29 protein-coding genes are annotated in these 17,316 nt (G+C 47.4%); all 29 read left to right on the top strand.

The window, feature by feature from the left end:
* The first annotated feature begins 308 nt into the window (after positions 1 to 308).
* Complete coding sequence (locus N3Z11_RS17615; RefSeq protein ID WP_260658512.1) at positions 309 to 2,048, top strand: acyl-CoA dehydrogenase family protein; 1,740 nt, start codon at positions 309 to 311, stop codon at positions 2,046 to 2,048.
* A 255-nt stretch (positions 2,049 to 2,303) separates the two neighbouring features.
* Positions 2,304 to 2,615, top strand: coding sequence for a 30S ribosomal protein S10 (gene rpsJ / locus N3Z11_RS17620; protein WP_008899121.1), 312 nt, complete (start codon positions 2,304 to 2,306; stop codon positions 2,613 to 2,615).
* Between the two features lie 29 nt (positions 2,616 to 2,644).
* Positions 2,645 to 3,283, top strand: coding sequence for a 50S ribosomal protein L3 (gene rplC, locus N3Z11_RS17625; RefSeq protein WP_260658513.1), 639 nt, complete (start codon positions 2,645 to 2,647; stop codon positions 3,281 to 3,283).
* 19 nt (positions 3,284 to 3,302) lie between these two features.
* Complete coding sequence (gene rplD, locus N3Z11_RS17630; protein ID WP_260658514.1) at positions 3,303 to 3,908, top strand: 50S ribosomal protein L4; 606 nt, start codon at positions 3,303 to 3,305, stop codon at positions 3,906 to 3,908.
* Entirely contained in the window at positions 3,905 to 4,207 is a 303-nt protein-coding gene (gene rplW, locus N3Z11_RS17635) for a 50S ribosomal protein L23 (protein WP_260658515.1), read from the top strand. The genes rplD and rplW overlap by 4 nt, the downstream gene beginning before the upstream one ends.
* A 16-nt stretch (positions 4,208 to 4,223) precedes the next feature.
* The gene (gene rplB, locus N3Z11_RS17640) at positions 4,224 to 5,048 is read left to right on the top strand and encodes a 50S ribosomal protein L2 (protein WP_260658516.1); all 825 of its coding nucleotides are present in this window, start codon (positions 4,224 to 4,226) and stop codon (positions 5,046 to 5,048) included.
* 19 nt (positions 5,049 to 5,067) lie between these two features.
* Positions 5,068 to 5,346 carry a 30S ribosomal protein S19 gene (gene rpsS / locus N3Z11_RS17645; RefSeq protein WP_053426061.1) on the top strand — a complete coding sequence of 93 codons (279 nt, stop codon included), beginning with the start codon at positions 5,068 to 5,070 and terminating at the stop codon, positions 5,344 to 5,346.
* Positions 5,347 to 5,357: 11 nt separating this feature from the next.
* The gene (gene rplV, locus N3Z11_RS17650; protein ID WP_260658517.1) at positions 5,358 to 5,690 is read left to right on the top strand and encodes a 50S ribosomal protein L22; all 333 of its coding nucleotides are present in this window, start codon (positions 5,358 to 5,360) and stop codon (positions 5,688 to 5,690) included.
* Positions 5,691 to 5,699: 9 nt separating this feature from the next.
* On the top strand, positions 5,700 to 6,413 hold the full coding sequence (rpsC, locus tag N3Z11_RS17655) for a 30S ribosomal protein S3 (RefSeq protein ID WP_031568317.1): 714 nt from the start codon (positions 5,700 to 5,702) through the stop codon (positions 6,411 to 6,413).
* A gap of 12 nt (positions 6,414 to 6,425) precedes the next feature.
* Positions 6,426 to 6,839: a 50S ribosomal protein L16 gene (rplP, locus tag N3Z11_RS17660; RefSeq protein WP_260658518.1), complete on the top strand. Its 414-nt coding sequence runs from the start codon at positions 6,426 to 6,428 to the stop codon at positions 6,837 to 6,839.
* Positions 6,839 to 7,030 (top strand): 50S ribosomal protein L29, encoded by a 192-nt coding sequence (gene rpmC / locus N3Z11_RS17665; protein WP_068059832.1) that lies wholly within the window; start codon positions 6,839 to 6,841, stop codon positions 7,028 to 7,030. Before rplP ends, rpmC begins: the two co-directional genes overlap by 1 nt.
* Positions 7,030 to 7,284 (top strand): 30S ribosomal protein S17, encoded by a 255-nt coding sequence (rpsQ, locus tag N3Z11_RS17670; protein WP_260658519.1) that lies wholly within the window; start codon positions 7,030 to 7,032, stop codon positions 7,282 to 7,284. Before rpmC ends, rpsQ begins: the two co-directional genes overlap by 1 nt.
* 173 nt (positions 7,285 to 7,457) lie before the next feature.
* Positions 7,458 to 7,826 carry a 50S ribosomal protein L14 gene (gene rplN, locus N3Z11_RS17675; RefSeq protein WP_031568313.1) on the top strand — a complete coding sequence of 123 codons (369 nt, stop codon included), beginning with the start codon at positions 7,458 to 7,460 and terminating at the stop codon, positions 7,824 to 7,826.
* A gap of 9 nt (positions 7,827 to 7,835) precedes the next feature.
* Entirely contained in the window at positions 7,836 to 8,150 is a 315-nt protein-coding gene (gene rplX, locus N3Z11_RS17680; RefSeq protein ID WP_260658520.1) for a 50S ribosomal protein L24, read from the top strand.
* A 20-nt stretch (positions 8,151 to 8,170) separates the two neighbouring features.
* Positions 8,171 to 8,710, top strand: coding sequence for a 50S ribosomal protein L5 (rplE, locus tag N3Z11_RS17685; RefSeq protein WP_068059836.1), 540 nt, complete (start codon positions 8,171 to 8,173; stop codon positions 8,708 to 8,710).
* 11 nt (positions 8,711 to 8,721) lie between these two features.
* Positions 8,722 to 9,027, top strand: a complete 306-nt coding sequence (rpsN, locus tag N3Z11_RS17690) for a 30S ribosomal protein S14 (RefSeq protein ID WP_068059838.1) — start codon at positions 8,722 to 8,724, stop codon at positions 9,025 to 9,027.
* Between the two features lie 20 nt (positions 9,028 to 9,047).
* On the top strand, positions 9,048 to 9,440 hold the full coding sequence (gene rpsH, locus N3Z11_RS17695) for a 30S ribosomal protein S8 (protein ID WP_260658521.1): 393 nt from the start codon (positions 9,048 to 9,050) through the stop codon (positions 9,438 to 9,440).
* 15 nt (positions 9,441 to 9,455) lie between these two features.
* A complete protein-coding gene (gene rplF, locus N3Z11_RS17700) occupies positions 9,456 to 9,989 on the top strand; it encodes a 50S ribosomal protein L6 (RefSeq protein WP_260658522.1) in 534 nt (177 codons plus the stop codon).
* Between the two features lie 9 nt (positions 9,990 to 9,998).
* Complete coding sequence (rplR, locus tag N3Z11_RS17705; RefSeq protein WP_260658523.1) at positions 9,999 to 10,349, top strand: 50S ribosomal protein L18; 351 nt, start codon at positions 9,999 to 10,001, stop codon at positions 10,347 to 10,349.
* A 9-nt stretch (positions 10,350 to 10,358) separates the two neighbouring features.
* A complete protein-coding gene (gene rpsE / locus N3Z11_RS17710; protein ID WP_068059848.1) occupies positions 10,359 to 10,862 on the top strand; it encodes a 30S ribosomal protein S5 in 504 nt (167 codons plus the stop codon).
* A gap of 6 nt (positions 10,863 to 10,868) precedes the next feature.
* Positions 10,869 to 11,051, top strand: coding sequence for a 50S ribosomal protein L30 (rpmD, locus tag N3Z11_RS17715; protein ID WP_260658524.1), 183 nt, complete (start codon positions 10,869 to 10,871; stop codon positions 11,049 to 11,051).
* Between the two features lie 3 nt (positions 11,052 to 11,054).
* Positions 11,055 to 11,489: a 50S ribosomal protein L15 gene (rplO, locus tag N3Z11_RS17720; protein ID WP_260658525.1), complete on the top strand. Its 435-nt coding sequence runs from the start codon at positions 11,055 to 11,057 to the stop codon at positions 11,487 to 11,489.
* Positions 11,490 to 11,504: 15 nt separating this feature from the next.
* Complete coding sequence (gene secY / locus N3Z11_RS17725) at positions 11,505 to 12,833, top strand: preprotein translocase subunit SecY (protein WP_260658526.1); 1,329 nt, start codon at positions 11,505 to 11,507, stop codon at positions 12,831 to 12,833.
* 22 nt (positions 12,834 to 12,855) lie between these two features.
* Positions 12,856 to 12,969 (top strand): 50S ribosomal protein L36, encoded by a 114-nt coding sequence (gene rpmJ / locus N3Z11_RS17730; protein WP_082335860.1) that lies wholly within the window; start codon positions 12,856 to 12,858, stop codon positions 12,967 to 12,969.
* A gap of 136 nt (positions 12,970 to 13,105) precedes the next feature.
* Positions 13,106 to 13,462 carry a 30S ribosomal protein S13 gene (gene rpsM, locus N3Z11_RS17735; protein WP_260658527.1) on the top strand — a complete coding sequence of 119 codons (357 nt, stop codon included), beginning with the start codon at positions 13,106 to 13,108 and terminating at the stop codon, positions 13,460 to 13,462.
* 11 nt (positions 13,463 to 13,473) lie between these two features.
* Entirely contained in the window at positions 13,474 to 13,863 is a 390-nt protein-coding gene (rpsK, locus tag N3Z11_RS17740; RefSeq protein WP_008899098.1) for a 30S ribosomal protein S11, read from the top strand.
* A gap of 31 nt (positions 13,864 to 13,894) precedes the next feature.
* Positions 13,895 to 14,515: a 30S ribosomal protein S4 gene (gene rpsD / locus N3Z11_RS17745; protein WP_260658528.1), complete on the top strand. Its 621-nt coding sequence runs from the start codon at positions 13,895 to 13,897 to the stop codon at positions 14,513 to 14,515.
* A 27-nt stretch (positions 14,516 to 14,542) separates the two neighbouring features.
* Complete coding sequence (locus N3Z11_RS17750; RefSeq protein ID WP_260658529.1) at positions 14,543 to 15,532, top strand: DNA-directed RNA polymerase subunit alpha; 990 nt, start codon at positions 14,543 to 14,545, stop codon at positions 15,530 to 15,532.
* 39 nt (positions 15,533 to 15,571) lie between these two features.
* Positions 15,572 to 15,970 carry a 50S ribosomal protein L17 gene (gene rplQ, locus N3Z11_RS17755; RefSeq protein WP_260658530.1) on the top strand — a complete coding sequence of 133 codons (399 nt, stop codon included), beginning with the start codon at positions 15,572 to 15,574 and terminating at the stop codon, positions 15,968 to 15,970.
* Positions 15,971 to 17,316 lie beyond the last annotated feature (1,346 nt).

The following is a 17,316-nucleotide window of genomic DNA, read 5'->3' on the forward strand; positions in this document are numbered from 1 at the left end:
AGTTGGTGCTGGTGTAGTATCAAAAATCCTGGCCTAATAAGGCTGTGATTTAAAAAAGGCCCTGCGGGGCCTTTTTTTTATGCAATTTTTTTGGTGATTCCTTTATACAGAGCCAAAACAACAAGTCCCCCCTGTGAGCTATTGTCTTTGTTCATTGCTAAAATCTCTGGCTCAGAGCTGGTAAAAACAGAGCTTTGCTGAGCTGTCAGCCTATCGCTACGCATCATGACTATTAAATTTAAACAACTGTTTGAATTTATTGTAGCCGCATGATAGAACAAACACATCGTACCAGATGGAGAAGCATCGTGAGCCAGTATCAAGCCCCGTTAACCGACATGCAGTTTAATTTATTCGATTTATGGCAAGCGCCTAAATTCTGGCAGCAACAAGCCGCGCTCAGCGAACAGCTGGATATCGACACTGCCAGCGCTATTCTGGAAGAGGCCGCCAAAATTACTGCCGAACTTATTGCGCCACAGGCGCAGCTTGCTGATCAACAAGGTGTAAAGTTGGCCAATGGTGTAGTGACTACACCCGAACACTATAAAAGTTGTTATCAGCAGCTCTGTGATGGTGGCTGGACCGGTCTTGCCGGCGATGTTGAATATGGTGGTATGGGCATGCCAAAAACGCTGGCGAGCCTGTATGAAGAAATGATGTGCAGTGCTGATATCGCGTTTTCATTGTATTCCGGATTAACAGCAGGTGCTTGTGTGGCGCTGAACCAACACGCTGACGAAACCACCAAGACGCTGTATCTGCCAAAACTTTATAGTGGCGAATGGTCGGGAACTATGTGTCTGACCGAAGCACACGCCGGCTCTGATCTGGGTATTATGCGGACAACAGCTTCCCCGCAGCCAGACGGCAGTTACCGCATTAGTGGTAGCAAGATTTTTATTACTGCCGGTGAGCATGACCTGACGGCGAATATTATTCATTTGGTATTGGCCAAACTGCCCGACGCACCAGCCGGCTCGCGTGGTATTTCTTTATTCCTCGTGCCGAAGTTTATGGTTGATGCGCAGGGTCAGTTAGGTTCACGGAATGCAGTCAGTTGTGGTTCAGTCGAACACAAGATGGGGATCCATGCATCTGCCAGTTGTGTGATGAACTTTGACGGCGCAGTGGGTTATTTGATTGGCGAGCCAAACAAAGGGCTGGCCTGTATGTTCACGATGATGAACTACGAACGATTGGCCATGGGGAGTCAGGGATTGGGCGCGGCCGAGCGCGCTTATCAGAATGCATTAAGTTATGCCAAAGAGCGGCTGCAGGGCAGAACTACCGGGAAAGATGCCAATAAAGCAGACCCAATATTAGGCCATGCCGATGTACGCCGGATGCTGTTGAATATCAAAGCCATCAATGAAGCTGGTCGTAGTTTTTCTGTGTATGTGGCGCAGCAACTGGATCAGGCCAAATTTGCCGGTGACAAAAAAGCCGAAGCCAGAGCTAACCTGTTAACCCCTGTCACCAAAGCCTTTATGACCGACCGTGGACTGGATGCCTGTGTGACGGCACAACAGGTGTTTGGTGGTCATGGTTATATTCAGGAGTGGGGCATGGAGCAGTTGGTCCGCGATGTGCGTATTGCCCAAATCTATGAAGGCACCAATGGTATTCAGGCGTTAGATTTTGCCGTACGTAAAGTTGCTGCTGACGGCGGTGCAGCTTTAAAAGAACTGCTCAGTGACATTCATCAAGCGTTACAGACAGCACCGCAGGCCGAACTGTCTGCTGTATTGGCTGAGTATCAGTTACTACTGGAGGAACTGCTGGTCCAAGGCGTACAGGATCCACAATTGTTGCCATCTGTCGCTTGTGACCTGCTCGATCTGACCGGTTACCTGCTTTATGGTTATATGTGGCAGCAAACATTAACTGCGCTGGATGAAACCAAACACAGTGATGACTTTATTGCCGCTAAACGCCTCACCGCTCGTTTTTACTTTGAACGCATTTTGCCAAAGGCACATGGCCTTATTGCCTTGTTGCGTCGTCCGGTAAATGTGATTTCAGAGTTCAGCGACAACCTGTTTTAAAGAGACTTTTAAGCCTCTGCTCAAATTTGCAGCAGAGGCTTGTGTTTATTATCCAGTTGAGTATAATGCGCGGCCGGTCACTTAAAATGACAGGTGCTCTGGTCAGACAGTCGCTTATATAGCCCCGTAGTGACCAAGCAACTACAGTGCCCCCGATTGGGGGGCAAACGTAACATGGTGCATAGGCATTCCCCCCTTGTGGTGTGAACGCCCATGTTTATTTTTGCTCTTTTTTGCTCTTTGAGGCTTTGGTTTATGAGTAATCAAAGGATTCGCATCCGTCTGAAAGCGTTCGATCACCGTTTGATCGATCAGTCAACTATGGAAATCGTTGACACAGCTAAGCGTACGGGCGCACAGGTTCGTGGTCCTATTCCACTTCCTACTCGCCAGGAACGTTTCACTGTATTGATTTCTCCTCACGTCAATAAAGATGCACGTGATCAGTACGAAATCCGTACCCACAAGCGTTTAATCGACATCGTTGAACCAACAGAAAAGACTGTTGATGCTCTGATGCGTTTAGATCTGCCTGCTGGCGTTGACGTTCAAATCAGCCTGGGCTAATCAGACAGGTTTTTAGAGAGGTTTAGGATATGGCTATCGGTCTAATCGGTCGTAAAGTGGGCATGACTCGCATCTTCACTGAAGATGGCGTATCAATCCCAGTAACCGTAATCGAAGCAACACCAAACCGCGTTACTGCCATCAAAACGCAAGACGTTCATGGCTATAGCGCACTGCAAGTGACTGCTGGCACTGTGAAGGCTTCTCGCCTGAACAAACCAGACGCTGGTCAGTTTGCAAAAGCTGGTGTTGAAGCCGGTCGTGGTCTGTGGGAATTCCGCCTGCAAGACAACGAAGGCGCTGACATTCAAGTCGGCAGCGAGATTACTGTTGAAGTTTTCGCAGAAACAAAAAAAGTTGATGTCGTTGGCACATCAAAAGGTAAAGGTTTTGCCGGTACTGTAAAGCGCTGGAATTTCCGTACTCAGGATGCTACGCACGGTAACTCTCTGTCACACCGTGTACCAGGTTCTATTGGTCAAAACCAATCACCAGGTAAAGTATTCAAAGGTAAAAAAATGGCCGGCCACATGGGTGCAGAGCGTGTAACAGTCCAGTCTCTGGAAGTTGTACGTGTAGACGCAGCTCGCAACATCCTGTTAGTAAAAGGCGCTGTGCCTGGTGCTATCGGTGGTGATGTGATTGTTAAACCAGCGGTCAAAGGCTAACGTCTGGAGGAGATGAGTGATGGAATTAGCATTAAGAGACGCTAAAGGCGTTCTTGAAGTTTCCGAAGCTACCTTTGGACGTGAGTTCAACGAAGCATTGGTACATCAGGTTGTAGTTGCTTACGCAGCTGGTGCCCGTCAAGGTACACGTGCTCAACTGACACGTTCAGAAGTACGCGGTGGCGGTAAGAAGCCATGGCGCCAGAAGGGTACTGGTCGTGCCCGTGCTGGTACAATCCGTAGCCCAATTTGGCGCGGCGGTGGTGTGACATTTGCGGCTAAGCCACAAGATCACAGCCAAAAAGTTAACAGAAAGATGTATCGCGGCGCGATCATGAGCATCCTTTCTGAACTGGTTCGTCAGGACCGTTTAATCGTTGTTGAAAACTTCGCTGTTGAAACTCCGAAAACAAAAGAACTGACTGCCAAGTTAAAAGCGATGGAACTGAAAGATGTTCTGATCGTTACTGACGAAGTTGACGAGAACCTGTTCTTATCAGCCCGCAACCTGTACAAGGTTGATGTGCGTGATGTTCACGGTATCGACCCAGTCAGCTTAATCGCCTTCGACAAAGTGTTAATGACTGCTGCTGCAGTTAAACAAATCGAGGAGATGTTAGCATGATCCGTGAAGAACGTTTACTGAAGGTTATTCTGGCTCCGCACGTGTCTGAAAAGAGCACGATCGCGGCAGAGACCAACAACACAGTCGTGTTCAAAGTAGCAACTACAGCCACTAAAGCAGACATCAAAGCTGCCGTACAGAAACTGTTCGAAGTGGAAGTTGTAGGTGTTCGCACTGTTAACGTTAAGGGTAAGACCAAGCGCACTGGTATGCGTATGGGTCAGCGTAGCGATTGGAAAAAAGCTTACGTTACTCTTAAAGAAGGCAGCGAGCTCGGTTTAGTTGGCGGCGCTGAGTAATAAGAGGAGTTAGGAAATGGCACTTGTTAAGTGTAAACCTACGTCACCAGGTCGTCGCCACGTATTAAAAGTGGTCAACCCAGACCTGCACAAAGGCGCTCCATATGCTCCTTTGTTAGAAAAGAACAACAAGACCGGTGGTCGTAACAACCACGGTCGTATTACGACTCGTCATATCGGTGGTGGCCATAAACAGCATTACCGTCTGGTTGACTTCAAGCGTAATAAAGACGGTATCCCGGCTAAAGTTGAGCGTCTGGAATACGATCCAAACCGCACTGCAAACATCGCTCTGGTGTTATATGCAGACGGCGAACGTCGTTACATCCTGGCTCCAAAAGGCTTAAAAGCTGGTGACGTTGTACAGTCAGGTATGGATTCACCAATTAAATCTGGTAACACCATGCCACTGCGTAACATCCCAGTGGGTCAAATCGTTCACAATATCGAACTGAAGCCAGGTAAAGGCGGCCAGTTAATGCGTTCAGCTGGTGCTTTTGCCCAGATCCTGGCGCGTGACGGCGCGTACGTTACCCTGCGTTTACGCAGCGGTGAAATGCGCAAAGTTTTAGCTGATTGTCGTGCAACCATCGGTGAAATCGGCAACGCCGAACACATGCTGCGTCAGTACGGTAAAGCTGGTGCTATGCGCTGGCGCGGTGTACGCCCAACAGTCCGCGGTGTTGTAATGAACCCGGTAGACCACCCGCACGGTGGTGGTGAAGGTAAAACTTCTGGTGGCCGTCACCCGGTTACACCATGGGGCGTACCAACGAAGGGTTACAAGACTCGTTCGAACAAGCGTACTGACAAGTTCATTGTCCGTCGTCGTGACAAATAATTTAATGTGAGGAATTGCCATGCCACGTTCTCTCAAGAAAGGTCCATTTATCGACCTTCACTTGCTGAAGAAGGTAGAGAAAGCGTTGGAAAGCGGTGACAAGAAGCCTATCAAGACTTGGAGCCGTCGTTCAATGATCATTCCACAAATGATCGGTTTGACCATCGCTGTCCATAATGGTCGTCAACATGTACCAGTATTAGTCTCGGAAGAGATGGTTGGTCACAAGTTAGGTGAATTTTCACCAACTCGTACTTACCGTGGTCATGCAGCCGACAAAAAGGCCAAGAAACGCTAAGGGGTAAATAAATGCAAGCATTAGCAAAACATAAATTTGCCCGTTCATCTGCACAGAAAACTCGTCTGGTTGCTGACCAGATCCGTGGCCTGGCAGTTGGAAAGGCGTTGGATGTTTTAACCTACAGCCCGAAAAAAGCGGCTGAGCTGGTTAAAAAGGTTCTTTTATCAGCCATTGCGAACGCAGAACACAACGAAGGTGCCGATATCGACACTTTAAAAGTGAAAACTGTGTTTGTTGACGAAGGTCCGTCAATGAAGCGGATCAAGCCACGCGCTAAGGGTCGTGCCGACCGTATCGTCAAGCGTACCAGTCACATCACTGTGATTGTTGCTGATAACTAGGAGTGAGAAATGGGACAGAAAGTACATCCTAATGGTATTCGCCTAGGTATCACTAAGCCTTGGAGCTCAACCTGGTACGCGAATACAAAAGACTTCCCGGATTTCCTGGTTGGTGACTTTAAAGTTCGTCAGTATCTGACAAAAGAACTGAAAGCCGCTTCAGTAAGCCGGATCGATATTGAACGTCCTGCGAAAAGCATCCGTGTGACTATTCACACTGCTCGTCCAGGCGTGATCATCGGTAAAAAAGGTGAAGACGTTGAGAAACTGCGCAAAGCTGTAGCGACTATCGCTGGCGTGCCTGCACAGATCAATATCTCTGAAATCCGTAAGCCGGAATTAGATGCCAAGTTAGTTGCTGACTCTATCAGTAGCCAGCTGGAACGCCGTGTAATGTTCCGTCGCGCTATGAAGCGTGCCGTACAAAACGCTATGCGTTTAGGCGCTAAAGGTATCAAAGTTCAGGTTTCTGGCCGTTTAGGTGGTGCTGAAATCGCACGTGACGAGTGGTACCGTGAAGGCCGTGTGCCTCTGCACACTCTGCGTGCTGACATCGACTACTCAACATCAGAAGCTTTAACTACTTACGGTATCATTGGTGTTAAGGTTTGGATCTTCAAAGGCGAGATCCTGGGTGGTTTACCACTGGCCAACAACAATAACGCCAACAACGACAAACAGCCTAAGGCGCCGAAAAAACCGGCTCCACGTAAGGCTAAGTAGGAGTATTGAGCGATGTTGCAACCAAAACGTACTAAATTTCGTAAAGTGCACAAAGGCCGTAACCGCGGTTTAGCCCATGTAGGCGACAAGGTTAGCTTCGGTACTTACGCACTGAAATCAGTAGAACGTGGTCAAATGACTTCACGTCAAATCGAATCAGCACGTCGTGCCATGACTCGTGCCGTTAAACGTGTTGGTAAAATCTGGATCCGTGTGTTCCCAGACAAGCCAATGACGGAAAAACCACTCGAAGTTCGTATGGGTAGTGGTAAAGGTAGCGTGGAATACTGGGTATGCCAGATCAAACCTGGCAAAGTCCTGTATGAGATGGACGGTGTGTCGGAAGAATTAGCACGTCATGCGTTTACGCTGGCCGCTGCCAAACTTCCATTTAAGACAACCTTTGTAACGCGGACGGTATTGTGATGAAAGCAAGCGAACTGAAAGCAAAAAGCGTAGAAGAGTTAAAAGCTGAATTACTGGGTCTGTTACGTGAGCAGTTCAACCTGCGCATGCAAGCAGCTACAGGTCAGCTGGCTCAGACTCATTTGCTGAAAACGGTGCGTCGCGATATCGCACGTGTGAAGACCATCTTAACCGAGAAGGCAGGTGTGTAATGAGCGAAAAAAACACCCGTACACTGCAAGGTAAAGTAATCAGCAACAAAATGGACAAGTCTATTGTTGTTGCGATTGAGCGTCACGTGAAACACCCAATCTATGGTAAGTTCATCACGCGCACAACCAAACTGCACGTACATGACGAAACTAACGTATGCAAAGAAGGCGACATCGTGACTATTCGCGAATGCCGTCCTCTGTCTAAGACTAAATCTTGGACTTTAGTTGCGGTAGTTGGTTCTGCATCTTAATTCTTCGGAATCTGGATGAAAAAAAAGCGGCCCTTTTTTGGGCCGCTTTTATTTTGAGCTACCACTTTGCAAAAAGTGCTGTTATAATCACGCGCCCTTTTGTAGGGGTAGTTTAAGTAAAAAAGCATCGTAATCCTTCGGGGTTACTCGTAGTGGAATAGCGGAGCACTAAGATGATCCAAATGCAATCTATGCTGGAAGTCGCAGACAACAGCGGCGCGCGCAGCGTAATGTGTATTAAGGTCTTAGGTGGTTCGCATCGCCGTTATGCAGCAATTGGTGACGTTATCAAGATCACCGTTAAGGAAGCAATTCCTCGCGGTAAGGTCAAAAAAGGTGACGTTCTGAATGCTGTGGTGGTGCGTACACGCAAAGGCGTACGCCGTCAGGACGGTTCTCTGATCCGTTTTGATCGCAATGCAGCAGTGTTGTTAAACAACAAGCTGGAACCGATCGGCACACGTATTTTTGGACCTGTTACCCGCGAACTTCGTGGTGAAAAATTCATGAAGATCGTTTCTCTGGCCCCAGAAGTACTGTAAGGAGTCACCATGGCTAGCAAAATCCGTCGTGATGACGAGGTTATTGTTCTTACTGGTAAGGACAAAGGTAAACGCGGTACAGTTTCTAAAGTTTTAGTTGCTGAAGGTCGTGTTTATGTTTCTGGCGTGAACCTGGTTAAAAAACATCAGAAGCCTGTTCCGGCTCTGAACCAACCAGGCGGCATCGTTGAGAAAGAAGCCTCTATTCACGTATCAAACGTAGCGATTTTCAACCCTGCCACTGGCAAGGCTGATCGCGTTGGTTTCCGTTTTGAAGATGGCAAGAAAGTTCGCTTCTTCAAATCGAATAATGAAAAAATCTAAATAGCTATTGGAGTAATACGATGGCGAAACTGCATGAAATTTACAAAGACACAGTAGTTCCGGAACTGTTTAAACAGTTCGGCTACACCAGCGTCATGCAAGTCCCTCGGATTGTGAAAATCACACTCAACATGGGTGTGGGTGAAGCTGTTGCTGACAAAAAAGTTTTAGATAACGCTGTAGCAGATTTAACTGCTATCTCTGGCCAAAAGCCATTGGTTACTAAAGCTCGTAAGTCTGTAGCTGGTTTCAAAATCCGTGAAGGCTACCCTATTGGTGCTAAAGTGACCCTGCGTGGCGAGCGTATGTGGGATTTCCTCGAGCGTTTAGTATCTATTGCTATTCCTCGTATCCGCGACTTCCGCGGTGTAAATCCTAAGTCGTTCGACGGCCGTGGTAACTACAGTATGGGCGTTCGTGAGCAAATCATTTTCCCTGAAATCGAATACGATAAAGTTGATGCGGTACGTGGTTTAGATATCACTATCACAACAACTGCGCGTACTGATGACGAAGGGCGTGCATTACTTGCCGCGTTTAACTTCCCATTCAAGAAATAAGGTGTAGGGTCATGGCAAAACAATCAATGAAAGCACGTGAAGCAAAACGTGCAGTACTGGTAGCCAAATACGCTGAGCAACGTCATGCACTGAAGGACGCTATTGCTAACCCGGCAACTTCTGACGAAGACCGTTGGGCAGCAGTTCTGAAGTTACAGTCGTTACCGCGTGATTCAAGCCCTGCCCGTCAACGTAATCGTTGTCGTGTAACAGGTCGTCCTCACGGTTACCTTCGCAAGTTCGGCATGAGCCGGATCAAGGTACGTGAAGCAGCGATGCGCGGTGAAATTCCTGGCCTTCGTAAGGCTAGCTGGTAAGAATCACGGGAGTAACAGCTATGAGCATGCAAGATCCAGTAGCGGATATGTTTACTCGCATCCGCAACGGCCAAGCTGCCAAGAAGTTTGCGGTTAAGATGCCATCTTCAAAATTGAAGGTTGCTATCGCGAAAGTATTAAAAGACGAAGGTTACATCGAAGATTTCGCTGTTTCTGCTGACGTAAAAGCAGAACTGGAAGTTACTTTAAAGTATTTCCAGGGCAAATCAGTTATTGAAACTATCGACCGTGTTAGCCGGCCTGGTCTGCGTATCTATAAGAAACGCGGCGAATTACCAAAAGTAATGGGCGGTTTAGGTGTAGCAATTATTTCTACGTCTAAAGGGTTAATGACTGACCGTGCTGCGCGCAAGGTTGGTGTTGGTGGCGAAATCATCGGCTACGTAGCGTAACGGAGGTAGTAATCTATGTCTCGTGTTGCTAAGGCCCCGGTCAATCTGCCATCAGGTGTGTCTATCGCACTGAATGGCCAGACAGTGACTGTAAAGGGCAAAAACGGCGAGTTAACGTTAAACGTTAACCCTGCAGTTGAAATCGTTGTTGATGGTAACGTTGTTCGTACCAATCCTCGTGACGGTTTTGATGGCGCAGACGCACAAGCGGGTACCGCTCGCGCTTTGATCAACAACATGGTAACTGGCGTAGCTGAAGGCTACACCCAGAAGCTGGAGTTGGTTGGTGTTGGTTACCGTGCTAAAGCTGAAGGCAAAGTATTAAACCTGAGCCTCGGTTTTTCTCACCCGGTTGCATTCGCTGTTCCAGCGGGTATCACAATCGAAACGCCTTCTCAAACAGAAGTGCTGGTGAAAGGTGCTGACAAACAATTAGTTGGTCAAGTCTCCGCAAACATCCGCGCGTACCGTAAACCAGAGCCTTACAAAGGCAAAGGTGTTCGCTACGCTAACGAAAACGTGCGTCGTAAAGAAGCGAAGAAAAAGTAGGGTAGGACGATGGATAAGAAACTTGCTCGTCTGCGCCGCGCTAAACGCGTTCGCAGAAACATTATCGAACAAGGTGCGAATCGCTTGGTTGTACACCGTACGCCACGTCACATCTATGCCCAGCTTATCGCACCAAATGCTGAAGTGATTGTTGCTGCGTCTACTGTTGAAGCTTCAATCAAAGAATCGTTGAAGTACACCGGTAACGTCGACGCCGCTAAAGCTATTGGTAAGGCGATTGCTGAACGTGCACTGGCTAAAGGCGTCTCTAAAGTTGCCTTTGACCGCAGCGGTTTCCAGTATCATGGTCGTGTGCAGGCGTTAGCCGACGCGGCGCGTGAAGCCGGTCTTCAATTCTAGGAGTAGATCATGGCTAACGTAGAAGCAAAACAACAATCTGACTTACAAGAGAAGCTGGTTGCTGTGAATCGTGTGTCTAAAGTTGTTAAGGGTGGTCGGATTTTCTCCTTCACTGCTCTGACAGTTGTAGGCGACGGTACCGGCCGTGTTGGCTTCGGTTACGGTAAAGCACGCGAAGTACCAGCTGCTATTCAAAAAGCAATGGAAAAAGCGCGCCGTAACATGACTCAAGTTGAGTTAAACGGTAATACACTGCACCACCCTGTGAAGGGTGTTCACGCTGGTTCAAATGTTTACATGCAACCAGCTTCTGAAGGTACCGGTATCATCGCCGGTGGTGCAATGCGTGCTGTGTTAGAAGTAGCAGGCGTACAAAACGTACTGTCTAAGTGCTACGGCTCAACTAACCCGATCAACGTGGTTCGCGCCACTATCAACGCCCTGTCTGCGATTAAATCGCCAGCTCAGGTAGCCGCTAAACGTGGCTTACGTGTTGACGACATTCTGGGGTAATTTGCCATGGCTAAAAAGACTGTAACAGTAACCCAAACTAAGTCCAGCATCGGTCGTTTACCGAAGCATAAAGCGACTTTAGTTGGTTTAGGCTTACGCCGTATCGGTCACACCGTAACACTGGAAGATACACCTTCAGTGCGCGGTATGATCAACACTGTGTATTACATGGTTAAAGTGGAGGAGTAAGCGATGTTTTTAAATACACTTTCTCCGGCTCCAGGCTCGAAAAAAGAGAAGCGCCGTTTAGGTCGTGGTATCGGTTCTGGCTTAGGTAAGACAGGTGGCCGTGGTCACAAAGGTCTGAAGTCGCGTTCTGGCGGTAAAGTACGTCCAGGTTTTGAAGGCGGTCAAATGCCTCTGAAACAGCGTCTGCCTAAGTTTGGTTTTACTTCACTGAAAGGCTTAGTGTCTGCTGAAGTGCGTCTGCACGAGCTGGCTCTGGTTGCTGGTGATGTAGCTGACCTGACTACTCTGGCTGAAGCGAACGTAATCACTCGCAACATCAAGTTTGCAAAGGTTGTACTGTCTGGCGAGTTAGCTCGTCCAATCACAGTAAAAGGCCTGCGTGTAACTAAAGGTGCGCGTGCTGCAATCGAAGCTGCTGGCGGCAAAGTAGAAGAATAATAAGGATAGTACGCGATGGCTAAACCAGGTCAGGACTCAAAAGGTACAAAAGGCGGCTTCAGTGAGCTGAAAGCCCGTCTGTTATTTGTACTGATGGCCATAATCGTTTTTCGGTTAGGCTCATTTGTGCCAATTCCTGGAATTGACGCCACCGTGCTAGCTCAATTATTCGAACAGCAAAAAGGTACCATCGTTGAAATGTTCAACATGTTCAGCGGTGGTGCTCTTGAGCGTGCGTCTGTATTTGCGCTTGGTATTATGCCTTACATCTCTGCTTCTATTATTGTTCAGTTGCTGACGGTGATGCACCCGAAGATGGCTGAACTGAAGAAAGAAGGTGAGGCAGGTAAGCGTAAAATTAATCAGTATACACGTTACGGTACTTTAGCTTTAGCGCTGGTTCAGGCGGCAAGTATTGCCACTGGTTTACCAAATATGATGCCAGGTCTGGTGATTAACCCGGGTTTTGGTTTCTACTTTACTGCGGTGGTGAGTTTAGTTACCGGGACCATGTTTTTAATGTGGTTAGGTGAACAAATTACCGAACGCGGTATTGGTAATGGTATTTCCTTACTGATCTTTGTAGGTATCGTTGCTGGCTTCCCGTCGGCCGTAGGTCAGACGATTGAGCAGGCACGTCAAGGCGATTTGCACTTTTTGTTATTGCTGTTTATCGCAGCGATTGTTGTGGTTGTAACCTGGTTCGTTGTGTTCTTCGAACGTGGTCAGCGCCGTATTGTGGTGAACTATGCCAAACGTCAGCAGGGCCGTCAGGTTTTTGCGGCGCAAAGCAGTCATTTACCACTGAAGGTGAACATGGCCGGGGTTATTCCACCAATTTTCGCTTCGAGCATTATTCTGTTTCCTGGTACAATTGCGACCTGGTTCGGCACGGGTGATGGTTTTGTTGCCAACTTCTTCCAGGAGTTAGCGCTGATGCTGTCGCAGGGACAACCGCTCTACATCATTTTGTATGCAGCAGCGATTATCTTCTTCTGTTTCTTCTATACAGCGTTGGTGTTTAACCCACGTGAAACAGCGGATAACCTGAAAAAATCCGGTGCTTTTATTCCGGGCATTCGTCCAGGTGAACAGACATCTAAATACATTGATAAAGTAATGACACGTTTAACCTTAGCTGGCGCGGCGTATATCACCTTTATCTGTTTGGTTCCAGAGTTCATGATGGTTGCGTTAAACACGCAATTCTATTTCGGCGGTACATCTTTACTGATTATCGTTGTAGTCATTATGGACTTTATGGCACAGGTACAGACTCACTTGATGTCTCATCAATATGATTCTGTGCTTAAAAAGGCAAATCTTAAAGGCTTCGGTCGTTAAGGTAATTTTGCGGAGTTAAGTCATGAAAGTACGAGCTTCCGTTAAGAAGATCTGCCGTAACTGCAAAGTTATCAAGCGCAACAACGTTGTGCGGGTAATTTGTGTAGAGCCTAAGCACAAGCAACGTCAAGGCTAATACAGCAGAAAAATATTAAGTCAGGGCTAGACTATTTAGTTTAGCCCCGACTTATTGTTGCAATATGGCCGCCGTTTGAGTATCCTTACGGGCTTTTCAAATCGGCACCCTTAAACTTTTTTATAGGAGAACGTTAGTGGCCCGTATCGCTGGCATTAACATCCCCGATAATAAACATGCAGTCATTTCTTTGACTTATGTTTTTGGTATCGGTAAAACCCGCTCAAAGGCTATCCTTTCTGCAGTGGGTATCGAAGAAAACCGTAAAATCTCTACGTTATCTGACGCAGAGCTGGATTCTCTTCGTGACGAAGTTGCTAAGTACACCGTTGAAGGTGACTTACGCCGTGAGATCACGTTAAACATCAAACGCTTGATGGATCTTGGTTGCTACCGTGGCCTGCGTCACCGTCGCAGTCTGCCGGTTCGTGGTCAGCGCACTAAGACTAACGCGCGTACCCGCAAGGGCCCACGTAAAGCGATTAAGAAATAAGGTGATTCAACATGGCTAAAGCACCAGTTCGTACTCGTAAACGGGTAAAAAAGCAAGTTTCTGACGGTATGGCTCATATCCATGCGTCTTTCAACAATACCATTGTCACGATCACTGACCGTCAAGGCAACGCTCTTTGCTGGGCAACTGCCGGTGGTTCTGGTTTCCGTGGTTCGCGTAAGTCTACGCCGTTCGCTGCACAGGTTGCTGCTGAGCGCGCAGGTACTGCCGCGTTAGAATATGGTCTGAAGAATCTTGAAGTGTTTGTTAATGGTCCAGGCCCAGGTCGTGAATCAGCCATTCGTGCGCTGAACGCTGCTGGTTACCGCATCACAAACATCACCGACGTGACGCCGATTCCACACAATGGTTGTCGTCCACCGAAAAAACGTCGCGTGTAATTAGCGCTTCTAAGATTATTGGAGAAAGAAGATGGCAAGATATTTGGGTCCTAAGCTCAAACTGAGCCGTCGCGAGGGGACAGACCTGTTCCTGAAAAGCGGCGTCAGAGCAATCGATTCAAAGTGTAATTTAGCAACTGCTCCTGGTCAGCACGGCGCTCGTCGCGGTCGTTTATCAGATTACGGTTTGCAATTACGCGAAAAACAAAAAGTACGTCGTATTTATGGCGTGCTGGAAAAGCAGTTCCGCAATTTATACAAAGAAGCTGCTCGTTTGAAAGGTAACACCGGCGAAAACCTGCTCCAGTTACTGGAGTCACGTTTAGATAACGTGGTTTATCGCATGGGTCTTGCTAGCACACGTGCTGAAGCGCGTCAGTTAGTAAGTCACAAAGCTATTATGCTCGACGGTAAAGTTGTGAACATTCCTTCTTATGCTGTTGCTCCAGAACAAGTTATCGCTGTTCGTGAAAAAGCTAAAAAGCAAGCGCGTATCGTTGCTGCTTTAGAAGTTGCTGAACAACGCGAAAAACCAACTTGGGTTGAAGTTGACGCGAAGAAAATGGAAGGTGTTTTCAAACGTCGTCCAGAGCGTTCAGATTTGTCAGCTGACATCAACGAACAGTTAATCGTCGAACTTTACTCTAAGTAGTAAGGCATTTTCTTAAGAGAGGATACAATGCAGGGTTCTGTCACCGAATTCCTTAAGCCGAGATTAGTTGGTATCGAAAAAATCAACCCAACTCGTGCCAAAGTTACTTTGGAACCACTTGAGCGCGGTTTCGGGCATACCTTGGGCAACGCGTTACGTCGCATCCTTTTATCGTCAATGCCTGGTTGTGCAGTGACGGAAGTGGAAATCGACGGCGTGCTTCATGAGTACAGCGCCAAAGAAGGCGTACAAGAAGATATCATCGATATCCTTTTGAACCTGAAAGGCTTAGCCGTTCGTCTGGAAGACAAAGATGAAGTCACTCTGACTTTAACCAAAAAAGGTGCTGGCCCTGTAACTGCTGGTGATATCCAGCGTGGTGACGGTGTAGTTATCGTGAACCCTGAGCACGTTATTTGTAACCTGACCGGCGAAACTGAATTCAGTATGCGCCTGAAAGTTCAACGTGGTCGCGGTTATGTGCCTGCATCTGCCCGTGTCTCCTCTGAAGATGACGAACGTCCAATCGGTCGTTTGTTACTTGACGCGTCTTTCAGCCCTGTTGAGCGTATTGCTTATGCAGTGGAAGCCGCCCGGGTAGAACAACGTACTGACCTGGATAAACTGGTTATCGACATGGAAACCAACGGCACTGTTGAGCCGGAGGAAGCCATTCGTCGCGCTGCGACTATTCTGGCCGAACAGCTGGAGTTCTTCGTAGAACTGCGCGATAAGAGTGAGCCTGAAAAACGCGAAGAGAAGCCGGAATTTGATCCGATTCTGTTGCGTCCGGTTGATGACCTGGAATTAACAGTTCGTTCTGCTAACTGCTTAAAAGCAGAGCAGATTCAGTACATCGGTGATCTGGTGCAACGTACCGAGGTTGAGCTTCTGAAGACGCCTAACCTGGGTAAAAAGTCACTTACCGAAATTAAAGACGTGTTGGCGTCGCGCGGGTTATCTCTGGGCATGCGCCTGGAAAACTGGCCGCCAGCTAGTTTGGTAAACAAAGACTAACCAGATACCAGTTCCTGGTTTAGTGAGAAGGAATAGATCATGCGCCATCGCAAGAGTGGTCGTCAGTTAAATCGGAACAGCAGCCACCGTCAGGCAATGTTCCGCAATATGGCAAGCTCGCTGGTGAAGCACGAAATCATCAAAACGACTTTGCCAAAAGCAAAAGAGTTACGTCGTGTAATCGAACCTCTGATTACACTGGCTAAAAATGATAGCGTTGCAAACCGCCGTTTAGCTTTTGCCCGTACTCGTGACAAAGAAGTTGTTGGCTTACTGTTCAACGTGCTGGGCCCGCGTTACAACGCGCGTCCAGGTGGTTACACTCGCATTCTGAAGTGTGGCTTCCGTGCCGGTGACAATGCGCCAATGGCATACATCGAGTTAGTTGACCGTCCAGAAGTGGGCGCTCTGCCAGTTGAAGAAACTGCTGCTGAGTAATCAACTCGATACTAAAAAAGCCGGCTGATGCCGGCTTTTTTTTTCACCTGCGATTCAGTGGCGATAAATTTAACTTGCCCGTTTTAGCTTTGCTCTGTACTCCCACAAATTAAGTAGATCTTATCGCCCTTTTGCCTGATGCAATCTCTTGCAGAGCACAAGTTCAGAAGCTGGCCAATTTTTGGTTCGGACAGCAGCCTGGTTTGAGCGATCCCTAGGTGCTATTTAATCAGGTTCGCACTGGTCTCAATTTATCCGCTATATGAGTTTCAGACTTCAGTCTATCTGTTGCTGCAGCTGCGAGAAACGCCACCCCTCTCTTCCAATGTTCCGGCTGCAATTGGTACAAGGCGATTGCACGTCAGTTTTTAGCGGTCAGGCCACATTCCATCCATTTGTTATGTTATAAATACAGGATGTATGATGCCAAAAAGGGTTTGATGAATCTTCACAGTATTGAAGTGAATGATTTACTTGCGTTGTAAATTCAGCAAACTCCGGATCGACGTCTCATCATAGAGGTTCCCTCACTGTATTCTTAGAAGCTATCTGCTCCAGTCCAAGACCTGTCAAATCGGTGCTGGAGTGTAGTACAGCTATAAAGCCGACAAACTTTTCCGACTGATACTAAAGTGGCATAACCTTTTGTTGTCTGCTCTCTAATGCGAAAGTACGAAGAATTATGAGCTGATAACTTTGTCTTGAGGCATGCACTTAAAAACAGAGACGGATTTCGAATAAATCCTTGTAGGCTAAGACTGTAGTCTGAAAACCCGACCTGGTTAAAAAGTCATTGTGATGTCGCTCATTAATACTGATCAATTTCCACACGAGGAAGGTTGTCAGCTTAAATGGCAATGCAAAGTGCTGTAGGTAAAGTGGTGCGCTTAGTCATTTAAGGAAAACAACAGATAGTCCAAACTATAGTTGGTTTAGTGTTAGCACCCACTGCTGCTGTTTTAGTAAAAAGACGAAATCACTACAGCGAAGCAGTCGCTTTCTACTCGTTTTGTTGACTGTTGATCATCCGGATCCCGCCAGGGATCCAATTTTTAACCAGGTTTTGGCCAGTAAAACAGCAAAAAATCATGATTTGGCGAAAATATAGGCGGTCGATCATCTTTCTGTAAAAAAGATCTTGTGGTCTGTTTGGATCTCTCTATAATGCGCTCCATCGACAGCGACGACGGATTCGAAAACGAAAAAGTCAAACGCGAAAGATTCTGAAAGTGGTTGATTACCAATGACTTTCGGCGTTAAGTCAAACGCCACGCTCTTTAACAATTAGCAATCAATCATCTGTGTGGGCACTCGTGATAGAAGATTCGCAAAAACGAATTAACTTA

Source organism: Rheinheimera sp. 4Y26, from assembly GCF_025245835.1.
Classification (GTDB): Bacteria; Pseudomonadota; Gammaproteobacteria; order Enterobacterales; family Alteromonadaceae; genus Pararheinheimera.